This window comes from Roseovarius sp. (assembly GCF_040223625.1).
Classification (GTDB): Bacteria; Pseudomonadota; Alphaproteobacteria; order Rhodobacterales; family Rhodobacteraceae; genus Roseovarius.
Map to the genome: position 1 here is coordinate 1 of NZ_JAVKFX010000067.1, position 13,158 is coordinate 13,158.

A 13,158-nucleotide genomic window follows, 5' to 3' on the forward strand; every position below is an offset into this window, starting at 1 on the left:
CTATTCCTTCGGCAACAAGGGCATGGTCTTCCGCTCGCTCGCCACCATCTACCGCGACGAGGGGCGCTATTACTGGAAGAACATCGAGATCCTGCGCGACCAGTCCACCGGCCGCACCACCGGGCTGAACAAGTACGAGGGGCTGGTCTTCTTCCTCGCCGACCGGATCTACATCATGGAATACGAAAGCCTCGAGGTGAATTCGATCACCCAGATGACGCTCTACCCCAGCTACCAACACCGGCTGGATTGCCTCTACGGCATCCAGACCGGCGGGCCGACGCGCCGCGGCCGCAAACCCGGCGCCTCCCGCGTGGCGCTGGAATACCTCGGCCGCAACATCGACGTGAAACAGGCCCTGCGCCAGACCGGCCTCTTCGACCCCTCCACCGGCGCCATCCGCGACGACATCGCCAGCGCCATCGTCAACACGATCGAGCCCGGTGATTTCGTGCTGGAGATCGACGCGCCCTAGGGGCGGCACCCCGCCATCAACCGATAGACAATCTGGGCCGTGGTGAAATCCCACGCCGTGTTGCCGTCGGGCGCCAGTTCCACCACGTCGAACCCCACGCAGCGCCGCCCCTTCAGCGCGTGCTCCACCAGGTGCAACGCCTGGTAATAGCCCAGCCCCCCCGGCACCGGCGTCCCCGTCGCGGGCATCAGCGAGGGGTCGAGCCCGTCCACGTCGAAACTGACATAGACCAGCTCCGGGAAATCCTCCGGCAGGTCGACCGCGTGGATATTCCCCGTCACCAGCTCCTCGGCATCGGTGAAGAACACCCCGTTCCGGTCGCGGCTCTCCACCTCCTGCTGACAAAGAGCCCGCACGCCGAACTGCGCCAGCCTGACCCCATCCTCGGCCAGCAGATGCATCACCGAGGCATGCGAGTGCTTCTCCCCCTGGTAGGCAATCCGCAGATCCGCATGGGCGTCGATCTGCACCAGCCCCACCGGCTTTCCCAGCGCCCGGGCCACGCCGCTCACCGCGCCATAGCTCAGCGAATGCTCGCCCCCCAGCGTCACCGGCACCCGGCCGGCTTTCACCGCCGCTTCCGTCCGTGCCGCCAGCCGTTCCATCACCTCCGGCAACGGCCCGTCGCAATCGACCGGTGCTTCGGTGTAAATCCCGTCCGCGCAAGGCTCCGCAGACCCGACCAGGCGCTCCAATTCATTCGACGACTCGATGATCGCCGCCGGCCCCTTGGCCGTCCCGGCCCCGTAAGACACCGTCCGCTCCAACGGCACCGGGATCACGCGAAACCGCGCCTCCTCGCCCCGCTCCGCCTCGGTCAACTCGCTGTCGAGAAACACGCTCATGACAACCGCCCCCTGAAATCCTCGTAGCCGAATTCGCGGATCATCCGCAGCTCGTCCGTCCGGCTGTCCCACAGCGCGATGGCGGGCAGCGGCACGCCGTTGAACGTGTTGGTCTTGACCATCGAGTAATGCGCCTGATCGAGAAACGCGAAGCGGTCGCCGATCTTCAGCGGATGCGGCCAGGTATACTCCCCGATCACGTCGCCCGCCAAACAGGACGGCCCGCCCAAACGGTATGTCTGCCCCTTCTCAACCTCGCCCATCAGCGCGGGCCGATAAGGCGCCTCGATCACGTCGGGCATGTGGCAGGTGGCGGAGATATCGGTGATCGCCAGCGGCATCCCGTTCACCGGCAGGTCGAGCACCTCGCCCACCAGTATCCCGGCATCCAGCGCCACCGCCTCGCCCGGCTCGAGGTAGACCTCGACGCCATAGGTCTCGCGGATGTGCCGGATGAAATCGACCAAGGTATCCCGATCGTAATCCCCGCGCGAAATATGATGCCCGCCGCCGAAATTCAGCCATTTCAACCCTTTGAGCCACGGCTGCAAGCGCGGCTCCACCGCTTCCCACGTGCGCAGAAGCGGGTCGACCCCCTGTTCGCACAGCGTGTGCATGTGCAGCCCGTCCACGCCCTCCAAGGCCTCGGCGTTCAACTGGCTCACCGGCGTGCCCAGCCGCGAACAGGGCGCGCAGGGGTCGTATTTCTCGACCTCGCCCTCGGAATGCTCGGGGTTGATCCGCAGGCCCACCTGCCGCCCCGCCGCCTGGCATTTCTCCAGGAACCGCGCCTTCTGCGCCGGGCTGTTGAAGATCACGTGATCCGACAGCGCGACAATCTCGTCGATCTCGCTGTCCTTGTAGCCGGCACAGAAGGTGGCCACCTCGCCGCCATACTCCTCGCGCCCCAGCCGCGCCTCGTAGATGCCGCTGGCACAGGTGCCGCCCAGGTACTGCCGCACCAGGGGCGCCAGCGCGAACATCGAGAACGCCTTCAAGGCCGACAGTACATGCGCCCCCGACCGCTCCGACACCTCGGCCAGAACCGACAGGTTCCTTTCCACCGCCGCCGCGTCGACCACGAAACAGGGGCTCGGCACGCGGTTCAGGTCGAACTCGAGAAACGCCCCGGCCTCCCCGGCCTGTGTCTGCATCATGTCAGGCATGTCGCCCTCCCATCTAGAGTGCGGAGCCGCGCATCGACGGGCCGCGGTGCGGCGATCCAACGACAGTGGCTGCCACTTTATGCCCGCCAAGCACATCCAAGCTCACGACGTCGCGCCTACCTCGCCAAATCGCCGTGCCGTCGGGGCGGCCCGTCGATGCGCGGCGGCCTTCGGCCTTGATTCCGCGCGCCTCATCAAATCACCCGCCCCGGGCTCGACCCGGGGCCTCGCGCCTCATCAAACCACCCGCCCCGGGCCTGATCCGGAGCCTCGCGCCTCAGCCCCAGCGCCCTCAGAATTCCACCGGCCCGCCCAGCTCATGCACATGCCACGGCAGGCCCTGCGTGTTCAGCATGTCCATGAAGTCATCCGGGTCCAACTGCTCCATGTTCCACACCCCCGGTTCGACCCAGTTGCCCTTCAGCACCTGCGCCGCCCCGATCATCGCCGGAACGCCGGTGGTATAGCTCACCGCCTGGCTGCCGACCTCGCGGTAACATTCCTCGTGGTCGCAGATATTGTAGATGTAATAGGTCTTCTCGCCCCCCTCCTGCGACTCGCCGGTGACGATATCGCCGATGCAGGCCTTGCCCTTGGTCTGTTCCCCAAGATCGCCCGGATCGGGCAGCAGCGTCTTCAGGAACTGGATCGGGATGATCTCGACCCCGTTATGCATCACCGGGTCGATCCGGGTCATGCCCACGTTCTCCAGCACCTTGGCATGCATGATGTAGGCATCGCCGAAGGTCATCCAGAACCGCGCCCGCTCGATCTCGGGGAAGTGCTTCGACAGGCTCTCAAGCTCCTCGTGATACATCAGGTACATGTTCTTCGGTCCGATGCCGGGAAAGTCGAACTCCACCTTGTGCGTCATCGCCGGCGTGAACTTCCACTCGCCGCCTTCCCAGTGCTTGGCCTCCTGCAACACCTCGCGCAGGTTGATCTCGGGGTTGAAGTTGGTGGCAAACGCCTGGTCGTTCGAGCCGCCATTGGCGTCCAGCACGTCGATCTGCCGGATCGACTTCAGCTTGTGCTTCTTCAGCCACGTGGCGAACACGCTCGTCACCCCCGGATCGAACCCCGAGCCGAGGATCGCGACCAGACCGGCCTCCCTGAACTTGTCCTGGTAAGCCCATTGCCACTTGTATTCGAACTTCGCCTCGTCCTCCGGCTCGTAATTCGCCGTGTCGAGGTAATGGCACCCGGCTTCGAGACAGGCATCCATCAGCTTCAGATCCTGATAGGGCAGCGCGAGGTTCACCAGAAGCTCGGCCCCCGTCTCCTTGATGAGCGCAACCGTCGCCGCCACGTCCATCGCGTCAAGCTGGGCGGTCTTGATATCCACCCCCACCCGCTCCTTCACGCTCTCGGCAATCGCATCGCATTTCGCCTTCGTCCGGCTGGCCAGCGTGATATCCGTGAAGATATCGCTGTTCATCGCCATCTTGTGCACCGCCGCGTGGCTGACGCCGCCGGCGCCCACAACTAGCGTCTTGCTCATGGGTCTTCTCCTCAGCCTGAATGTCTCTCGTAATAGGTATAGCCGTTGATCGAGTCGCGATAGGCGTCGAGCAGCAGCTTACGTTCGCGGGTCTTGACCGTGCCGGCCGATGTCGCCTCGTCCACCATCTTGCGGAAGGCGGCGACGCAATCGTTCGGGTCGAACTCCACCGCCGCCATCACCTCGGCAATCGTGTCGCCCTCCTGCTCATGCAAAAGGTCGAACCCGCCATCGGGGCGCAGGTCGATCGTCACCACGTTGGTATCGCCGAAAAGGTTGTGCAGATCGCCCAGCGTCTCCTGGTACGCGCCCACGAAGAACACGCCGAAATAATAGGGCCTGTCCTCGGGCAGCGAATGCACCGGCAGCGAGGGCGCAATCCCGTCGCCAAGGATGAACCGGTCGATCTTGCCGTCGCTGTCACAGGTGATGTCCGACAGAACCGCCCGCCGGTCGGGCGCCACGTCGAGCATCTGCAGCGGCACGATCGGGTGCAACTGGTCGATGGCCCAGACATCCGGCAGCGACTGGAACAGCGAGAAGTTGCAGTGATACACATCCGCGATCTTCTGCATGTCCTCGCCAAGGTCGCCCTCGTCGCCCTGCGCCGCCACGATCCCCTTGATCCGCGACATCAGCGACAGGTAGATCCGCTCGCCCCGCGCCATCTGCCGCAGGTCCACCACACCCCGCCGGAACAGCGCCCGCAGCTCGTCGCGATAGTAGATCGCATCGTTCCAGCATTCCTGCACCCTCTGCGGGCCAAGGTAGCCCGCCACCGCCGCAAGGTCGGAAATGAGGTGATGATCCTCGGCCTCCGGCTCCGGCGTGTCGGGCGCGTCGTAATTGGTGCTCTCCATCGCCTCGAAGATCAGCATCGACGACGTCGCCACCAGCGCCCGCCCGCTTTCCGTCACCAGAACCGGATGCGTCAGCCCGGCCTCGTCCATCGCATAGGTCACGGTCTCGACGATGTTGTGGCAATATTCCTCGACCGTGTAGTTGATCGAGTTGTCACTGGCCTTCTTCTCGCCGGTGTAATCCACCCCAAGACCGCCGCCCAGGTCCAGATGCGTCAGCGGCGCCCCCTCCGCCGTCAGCGCCACGAAATACCGGCACGCCTCGGCCACCGCCCGCCGCACGTCGATCACGTCCGGCACCTGGCTGCCCAGGTGCGAGTGCTGCAGCTTCAGGCAATGCAGCAGCCCCTCGTCGCGCAGCCGGTCCACCACCCGCAGCAACTGGTCCGAATTCATCCCGAAGGCCGACCGGTCGCCCGAGCTTTCCTGCCACTTGCCGCCGATCTTCTGGGTCAGCTTCACCCGCACGCCAAGCAACGGCTCCTCGCCCAGCTCGCGGCTCACCTCGATGACCGTCTCGGCCTCCTTGGGGCTTTCCAGCACGATCACCGTGTTGAAGCCCAGCCGCCGCGACAGGATCGCCAGCCGCACGAACTCGGCATCCTTCACCCCGTTGCAGACGATCAGCGCCTCCTTCGACAGCCGATGCGCCAGCGCGATCACCAGTTCCGGCTTCGACCCGGCCTCGAGCCCGTAGTGATAGGGCTTGCCGAACTCGACGATCCGGTCGATCACCTGCGCCTGCTGGTTCACCTTGATCGGGAAAACGCCCCTGTACGGCGCCTTGTAATTCATCCGCGCGATGGCATCGGCAAAGCTCTGGTTCAAATGCCTGATCTCGGCCTCGAGGAACGAGCTCACCCGCAACAGAAGCGGCGCGGCGATCCCCCGCTCGTCGAGGTCGTGCAGGATACCGGGCAGCGGAATCGGCGCGGCGTCGGGATGCGCCGGATCGCAGAGCGCGATCTCGCCCTCGGCCGTCACGGTGACAAGCCCCCGGCTCCACCTCTCGACGCCATAGATATCCTCGGGAAGGGGACGCGACTGATCCATGAAAGCGGCCTTTCCTGCTATCGGCGGGGTCAGGGCGTGTGTCGCCCGGCGTCGTGCGGCTTATAGGGATAACAGCTAGGCTTTCCAAGCGTCCAGTCACGCGCTCGCCAGGGTTGGCGGCAATAAATCGCGGCTCTCCCCGCCCCGGCCCCGCGGCCGCTCACGCCCCCTCGTACCGGTCCGACACCAGCCGCCCCGGCCGCCGCTCCGTCAACAGCGCGGCAAGGTCCAGCAGCCGCCGCGCCTTGGCGGCATCCAGCCCGGCCAGACTCAGCGCGTGAAGCGCGTAGATATCGCCGTGATGCCGGGTCAGCTTCTCGGGCGCCCGCACGAAACCAAGCAGGTCCGCCGCCCGGTTCTCATGCCCCAGCGCCCGCACGATCCGCACGGCATCCCCCAGCCCCCGCAGCTTGCCCAGCCGCGAATTGCGCTGTACCGGCGGCTCTGCGAACCCTTCCTGGTAGGGGATGTCGGCCACCTCCGGATAGGCCCGCGCGATGGCGTCGTTGTGCAATTGCTGGTCCTTGGTCACGCCGTAGGGCAGCGAGATGCAGAACTCCACGAATTCCGGGGCGAGATAGGGGCAGAACACCTGCCGCGCCGGGCCCAGGATCGCCTGCGGCACGAAATTGATCTCGCGCCGCGTGCGGTGGAACATCCAGAACATCTGGTAGGGGTCGGGCGCGTCGGCATATTGCGATATGGCGGGGGCCACGTAATCGCGCACCTCCGCGTCCATTCCCGGCGAATAGATCGGGCCGGCGCCCTTCCCCCAATGGGGTTGCGAGACCACCTTGCCATGCCCGTCCATCATCCCCTGCGCGATCCCCTTCCAGTCGCCCTTCCGCGACAGGCCCATGAACCAGTCGGCGGAATCGTCGGGGTTGGTCAGGATATCGCCGGCGATCCCGTCGAAGCTCACGGCATCGCGGCCAAGGAAGTAATCGTTGAGCGGCATCATCTGCGCGTGCTCGTCGGCACACAGGCTGGTCATCACCAGCGCCCGCACCACGTCGCCCAGCCTCGGCCGGCCAAAGCCCAGCATCTCGTGCGTCACGCCCAACCGTTCGCACAGCGCCCGCGCCGCCATCGCCTCGCGGTTGGGAACGGCGCCGTTATGGTGGAAGGTCACGCAGGTCTCGGGCCGCCGCCCCTGGTGCAGAACCTCCAGCAGGATGTGCCGGCTGTCCCGCCCGCCGCTCAGCGGCACGTGGAACGGGCCGGGGTGTTCCTCCAGCGCCCGGGCCACGGCGCTGCGGAAATGGGTGATCATCCCCTCCACGGCGCCCTCGCGGCTGATCTCCTGCGTGCCGGGCACTTTGGCGCCGCTCTCCACTCGCACGGCGCCCGTGCCGTCCCATGTCAGCACCCCGCCGGGCGGCAATGTCTTCACGTGTTTCAGCGGCGTGTCGTCGTTGACGAAAATCCCGATCCGGTGAAACACCGCCAACGCGCGGGCGTCCTGCGTGGCGTCGCACCCCTCGGCCACCAGCTTCACCAGCGAGGGCGAGACCGCCACCACCCCGTCCTTCTCGTACCAGAAGAGGTTGTAGAACCCGTAGCGGTCGACCTTCGCGGTCAACCGGCCATCGGCCCAGCCCCACTCGGCCCAGACCGTCGCCGCCCTGCCATGCGGGCCCGAGGCCCAGCGCTCGGCCCCCCGCGCGACCACCCGCTTCCCCTCGCGGCGCAGGATCAGGAACGGCGGGTCATCGGGCAATGCGGGCACGTGCGGCGTCCTCTCGGGCGGTTCGGCGGCATGGAACGCAAAACATGCCCCGGCGGCAAGAGCGCAATTCACCGCCCCCGCCCCGGCGATGCGCGATAGCCACCACACAGACCGATTTTCGCCATTTTTCTGGCCCTTGGCCGTGGTTTTCTGCGACAATCCGAGCAGGAAAGACAGATGACCAGACCTCGTCTTGCCCTTCGCCCCGCCCCCCGGCGGGTTCACGTGCCGCTTGTCACGGGCGGTCCGGAGGTGTTTCCTGCGCGCGGAAACGGAGTGACGGCATGATCGCGTGGCGAATCAGTCGGAAAATCAACGCGGCCCTGCATCAGCGCAGGCGGCGCGGCGCGTTCCGCAAGCCGTTCAGCGGCAAGTCGGCCCGGCGCCTGCTGCTGCTGACCATCGGAGAGCGCATCCCGCAAAGCCAGATCTTCCCGTTCCACTACTACGCCCGCGATTTCCGCGACGCGCTCGACACCGAGATCCGCGAGGTCGAGATCACCGATTACGTGGCCGGCCTGCCCGACGGGCCGCGCGATGCCACCACCGTCTGCTTCCAGACCCCGTTCGACATCCCCGATGACGAGCTGGCCCGCACCCTCGCCGCCATCCGCGAGAAGAACCCGCAGGCCCGCCTCGCCTATCTCGACTGGTTCGCCCCCACCGACCTGCGCATGGCCCACCGCCTGCCCGGCATCGACTACTACGTCACCAAGCACGTGCTGCGCGACCGCGACCGCTATGCCCGGCCAGTCTACGGCGACACCACGCTGATGGATTACTACGGCCGCAAGTACGACCTGCCGCATGACGAAACCCGCTTCCCCATCCCCCCCGGTTTCCGCAGCAAGCTGCATCTCGGCCCGTCCTTCGTCACCGCCGATTTCATGCTGCCCGCCTTCGCCGCCGGCCAGCGCCCCGACGGCCCCCGCCCGATCGACCTGCACGCCCGCATCGCCGTGGGCGGCTCGCCCTGGTACGAGGCGATGCGCGCCGAATCCCTCGCCGCCGCCGAATCCCTGCCCGACACCGAAACCGTCACCGGCACGGGCATCGGCCACCACCGCTTCATCTCGGAACTGCAGCAAAGCAAGATCTGCTTCAGCCCCTTCGGCTATGGCGAGGTCTGCTGGCGCGACTTCGAGGCCGTGCTGACCGGCGCCGTCCTGCTCAAGCAGGACATGAGCCATGTCGAGACCCAGCCGAACATCTTCGTACCCGACGAAACCTACGTCCCCCTGCGCTGGGACCTGTCGGATTTCGAGGAAAAGGCCCGCTGGCTGATCGAGGATCCCGCCGCCCGCGACCGCATCGCCCGGCAGGCCTTCGAACGGCTGCACGACTATGCCCGCTCGGGCCGCTTCGCCGCCCAGATGGCCCCGCTGGTGGCCTGAGGACGCGGGCCAATGACTTCCGCCCACCCCCGCATCGCCGCGGTCGTCATCGGCCGTAACGAGGGCGCGCGCCTCCGCGCCTGCCTCGCCTCGCTCGAGGGCGCCTCCCCCGTCATCTACGTCGATTCCGGCTCCACCGACGGCAGCGACGCGCACGCCCGCAGCACCGGCGCCCGCGTCATCGACCTCGACACCACCCGCCCCTTCACCGCCGCCCGCGCCCGCAACGCCGGGCTCGCCGCGCTGAACCGCTCCGAAACAGACCTCGTCCAGCTCGTCGACGGCGACTGCACCGTCGAACCCGGCTGGCTCGCCACCGCCTCGGCCTACCTGAACGCCCACCCCGACACCGCCATCGCCTGCGGCCGCCGGCGCGAGGATCACCCCGAGGCCTCGCTCTACAACCGGCTCTGCGACATCGAGTGGAACACACCCCCCGGCGACACACGCGCCTGCGGCGGCGATATCCTCGCCCGGCTCTCGGCGCTCGACGCCGCGGGCCTCTACCGCGACGACCTGATCGCCGGCGAGGAGCCCGAGCTCTGCGTCCGCCTGCGCCGGCAGGGCTGGAAGATCCACCGCCTCGACGCCCCCATGACCCGCCACGACGCCCGCATGACACGGCTCGGCCAATGGTGGAAACGCACCCGCCGCGCCGGCCACGCCTTCGCCGAGGGCGCCCACCTGCACGGCGCCCCGCCCGAACGCCACTGGGTGGCCGAGACGCGCTGCGCGCTGCTCTGGGGCGCCGCCCTGCCGCTCGCCATCCTCATCGCCGGGCTGATCCACCCGGCGGCGCTGCTGCTGACACTCATCTATCCGCTGCAGGTCGCCCGCCTCGCCGCCCGTCGCGGCCTGACCTCACGCGCCGCATGGGAATGGGCCGCCTTCACCGTCCTTGGAAAATTCGCCGAGGCCCAGGGCGCCCTGCAATTCCACGCCTCCCGCCTCCTGCGCCGCCGCGCCACGCTGATCGAGTACCGCTAGTGCCCGCCGCTCGACATACGCAGGCGCAGCGCCCCGATGACCAGCCGCGGCAGTATCGCGATACAGCGGGCATAGCGCGGCCCCAGCCGCCTTATATCGCTCAGCGCGCGCCAGACCCATTCCACCGCCAGCCGGCGCACCCATATCGGCGCCCGCGTCTGGCGGCCGGAAATGAAATCCAGCCCCGCCCCGATCGAGGCAAAGCCCACATGCGGCGCCAGCTCGCGCCCCCGTGCGGCAAAGCGCTCCTGCTTTGGCGCCCCCAGCGCAAGGAAGCACAGCCCCACACCCTCGGCCTCCAGCCGCTCCAGTATCTCGCCCGCCGCCGCGCCATCCGGGTCGAACCCCATCGGCGGGGCATGGCGCAGGACAACCCGCAGCCCCGGCATATCGGCCTCCAGCCGGTCGCCCGCTTCCTGCAATGTCGCCTCGTCGCTGCCCACCATCGCCACCGGCACGCCGGCCTCCCCGGCCATCCGGCACAGCGGGCGGATCAGGTCGGAGCCCGGCAACAGCTCCACCGGCCGCCCCGCCAGCCGCGACAGCCAGACGATCGGGTTGCCATCGGCCACCACCATGTCCTGCCGCGCATAGGCGCGCGCAAACGCCGCATCGCTCCGCATCTTCACGAGGTGATCGAGGTTGATCGTCGCCAGCGCGAACCCCTCGCGCGCGGCAAACCGTGCCCCGACCGCCTCCGCCAGTTTGGCGAAGTCGCGCAGGTTCACCCGAACCACCTGATCCCGAACCCTGAATTCCAAGAAAGGACGACCCCGCTTTCGCCGCATCCGACACCTGACCGGCCCGTCCACCTATACCGGGAAAGCCCGCCCGGGCCACCGTCAAATGCGCGCCTGCGGACGATCCCCGCCTGATGCCCAACGCCTTCGCATATCTCATGCTGATGATCTGGCCCGTCGCCTGCGTGGTGATGTTCCGCCGGATGGGTATCGAACGGGCAATCATCTGGGCAATCCTCGGCGGCTACCTCCTGCTGCCGCCGCAGGCGGTATTCGACCTGCCGCTGGTGCCCGACTTCAACAAGACCTCGATCCCCAATCTCTGCGCGCTGGCCTGCTGCCTCTGGGTGGCCAAGCGCCGCGTGCCGATCTGGCCGGAAAGCCGGGTGATGAAGGTGCTGCTGTTCCTCTTCCTCGCCGGCACCATCCCCACCGTTCTGACCAATACCGACCCGATCCTGTTCTACTCGGTCTTCGATGCCGAACCGGTCTCCTTCGTCACCGGCGGCCTGCCGGGGCTGCGCCTCATCGACGTGCTCTCGATCGCCTCGCAACAGGCGATCACGCTCATCCCCTTCGTGCTGGGCCGCGCCTTCCTGTCCTCGCAGACGGGCCAGCGCGAGCTGCTGCTGGCGCTGCTGGTGGGCGGGCTGGTCTATTCCCTTCCGGCGCTGCTGGAAATCCGGCTCAGCCCGCAGATCAACATCTGGGTTTACGGCTTCTTCCAGCACGATTTCGGCCAGATGATGCGGCAGGGCGGCTTCCGCCCCATCGTCTTCCTGCCGCACGGGCTGTGGATGGCCTTCTTCTTCATGACCTCGGCCGCCGCTGCCGCGGTGCTCTTCCGCATGGCCGACCGCAAAAGCCGCCCGCGCCTGCTGGCGGCCACGGGCTATCTCTTCTGCGTGCTGATCCTCTGCAAGAGCCTCGGGCCGCTGGCCTATGGCGTGGCCGTGGTGCCCGCCATCCTGCTTGCCGCCCCCAAGGTGCAGATCCGCATCGCGGTGCTCTTCGCCGGCATCGCGGTGCTCTACCCGGTGCTGCGCGACTACGGCCTCGTCCCCCTCGACCGTATCCTCGGCTGGGCCGAGGCGATCCACCCCGACCGCGCCCAGTCGCTCGGCTTCCGCTTCCAGAACGAGGAGCTGCTGCTCGAACGCGCGCACGAGAAATGGCTCTTCGGCTGGGGCGGCTGGGGCCGCAACCTCGTGCGCGACCTGACCACGGGCGAGATCATCTCGATCCCCGACGGCGAATGGATCATCGTCTTCGGCACCTTCGGCTGGCTGGGTTACCTCAGCAAGATGGGCCTGCTGGCCGTGCCGCTCTTCCTGCTCCTGCGCCATGCCCGCCAAGACCGGCCCACCCGCGCGGTGGCGGCGCTGGCCCTGATCCTCGCCATCACCCTGATCGACATGCTGGTGAACGCCATCCTCACCCCCTACACCTGGCTCATCGCCGGGGCGGTTCTCGGCTACACCGAATCCACCCGCCGGCAGGACGCCGAGGACGAGAGCCACCTGCGCCCCGGGGCGGGCCGGCCCGGCCTGGCGAAACCCCTGATCGGGTGAGGGGCTGGGGTGGCGGGCATAGACCGCGCGCCGTCAAACACGCTAATAATCGTTCATGTATGTTTTCATTGATGAATCCGGCGACCCCGGCTTCAAGGTCGAAAGGGGTAGCTCCCCCATCTTCGTGACATCAATGGTGATCTTTGACACCGCTGAGGATGCGAACCAGGCCACGAAAGAGATTTCTGCTCTTCGCGGGCGGCTCAGGGTGAAGCCCGAGTTCAAGTTCAACAAGTCTCACAGGGCGGTACGGGACGCCTTCTTCGAGGGCGTCAGCGACCTGCCCTTCCGTACCCGCTACGTGGTCGTTCAGAAGAACCTGATATATTCCGACGCCCTGAGGACCGTGAAAGATTCCTTCTACAAGTTCTTCGTCCGGAACATGATGCAGCACGATGGCGGCGCGCTCGTGCGGGCCAAGGTTGTCATCGACGGGTCGGGTGACCGGCAGTTCAAGCGCGCATTCAGAAGCTATCTTCGCAAACATATTGATGCGGATTGCGTCCGGAAGGTAGACCTGAAGGACTCCGTGAAAGACCCGTTGGTGCAATTGGCGGACATGACCGCCGGCGCCATCGCGAGATCATACAGACAAGACCGCGCCGACAGCAACAGATGGCGGTCCGCCCTGTACAGAGCCGGCAAGATCGAGAACGTGTGGGAGTTCAGGTAAGGTGCGCCCCGGTCCCTATCTGGCCGTTCGGTCCAGCACGCACACCATACGGTGACAGTTCGGGAACCAGGGGCGACTTGCAGTTTCCATATGGGCGCCTGTCGCGCAAAAGTCAATCCGTGCTCAGATATCTCACCTGTTTGACCGCCCTCCGCACCGACGCA

Annotated in this window: 11 protein-coding genes; 5 read left to right on the forward strand and 6 right to left on the reverse strand. The window is 66.8% G+C overall.

Translation table 11 applies throughout. The features are described from left to right. Positions 1 to 475, forward strand: a 475-nt coding sequence (locus RLN94_RS18895) for a hypothetical protein (protein WP_350169440.1), incomplete at its 5' end; no start/stop codon positions are given. Here RLN94_RS18895 and speB read toward each other — a convergent pair. From speB to RLN94_RS18920, 5 genes are all read right to left on the reverse strand, one after another. Continuing rightward, positions 472 to 1,320 carry an agmatinase gene (gene speB, locus RLN94_RS18900; protein ID WP_350079549.1) on the reverse strand — a complete coding sequence of 283 codons (849 nt, stop codon included), beginning with the start codon at positions 1,318 to 1,320 and terminating at the stop codon, positions 472 to 474. The genes RLN94_RS18895 and speB overlap by 4 nt on opposite strands. After that, positions 1,317 to 2,486 (reverse strand): carboxynorspermidine decarboxylase, encoded by a 1,170-nt coding sequence (gene nspC, locus RLN94_RS18905; RefSeq protein WP_350079547.1) that lies wholly within the window; start codon positions 2,484 to 2,486, stop codon positions 1,317 to 1,319. The genes speB and nspC overlap by 4 nt, the downstream gene beginning before the upstream one ends. Positions 2,487 to 2,778: 292 nt before the next feature. Then, positions 2,779 to 3,987, reverse strand: coding sequence for a saccharopine dehydrogenase family protein (locus tag RLN94_RS18910; protein WP_350131928.1), 1,209 nt, complete (start codon positions 3,985 to 3,987; stop codon positions 2,779 to 2,781). A gap of 11 nt (positions 3,988 to 3,998) precedes the next feature. Continuing rightward, on the reverse strand, positions 3,999 to 5,900 hold the full coding sequence (speA, locus tag RLN94_RS18915) for a biosynthetic arginine decarboxylase (protein ID WP_350131931.1): 1,902 nt from the start codon (positions 5,898 to 5,900) through the stop codon (positions 3,999 to 4,001). A gap of 160 nt (positions 5,901 to 6,060) precedes the next feature. Further along, complete coding sequence (locus RLN94_RS18920; protein WP_350169443.1) at positions 6,061 to 7,629, reverse strand: asparagine synthetase B family protein; 1,569 nt, start codon at positions 7,627 to 7,629, stop codon at positions 6,061 to 6,063. Positions 7,630 to 7,913: 284 nt separating this feature from the next. On the opposite strand from RLN94_RS18920, the gene RLN94_RS18925 reads away from it, so the two are divergent. Both RLN94_RS18925 and RLN94_RS18930 read left to right on the forward strand, forming a co-directional pair. Further along, positions 7,914 to 9,023, forward strand: a complete 1,110-nt coding sequence (locus RLN94_RS18925; protein WP_350131936.1) for a glycosyltransferase — start codon at positions 7,914 to 7,916, stop codon at positions 9,021 to 9,023. Between the two features lie 12 nt (positions 9,024 to 9,035). Beyond that, positions 9,036 to 10,010 carry a glycosyltransferase family 2 protein gene (locus RLN94_RS18930; protein WP_350131939.1) on the forward strand — a complete coding sequence of 325 codons (975 nt, stop codon included), beginning with the start codon at positions 9,036 to 9,038 and terminating at the stop codon, positions 10,008 to 10,010. Here RLN94_RS18930 and RLN94_RS18935 read toward each other — a convergent pair. Continuing rightward, entirely contained in the window at positions 10,007 to 10,798 is a 792-nt protein-coding gene (locus tag RLN94_RS18935) for a WecB/TagA/CpsF family glycosyltransferase (protein ID WP_502949424.1), read from the reverse strand. The two genes, RLN94_RS18930 and RLN94_RS18935, sit on opposite strands and share 4 nt — an antisense overlap. An 86-nt stretch (positions 10,799 to 10,884) precedes the next feature. Here RLN94_RS18935 and RLN94_RS18940 point away from each other — a divergent pair, with 86 nt between their 5' ends. Together RLN94_RS18940 and RLN94_RS18945 are read left to right on the forward strand one after the other, a co-directional pair. After that, a complete protein-coding gene (locus RLN94_RS18940; protein WP_350131945.1) occupies positions 10,885 to 12,321 on the forward strand; it encodes a hypothetical protein in 1,437 nt (478 codons plus the stop codon). A 55-nt stretch (positions 12,322 to 12,376) separates the two neighbouring features. Continuing rightward, a complete protein-coding gene (locus RLN94_RS18945; RefSeq protein WP_350131947.1) occupies positions 12,377 to 12,994 on the forward strand; it encodes a DUF3800 domain-containing protein in 618 nt (205 codons plus the stop codon). Positions 12,995 to 13,158: the final 164 nt, after the last annotated feature.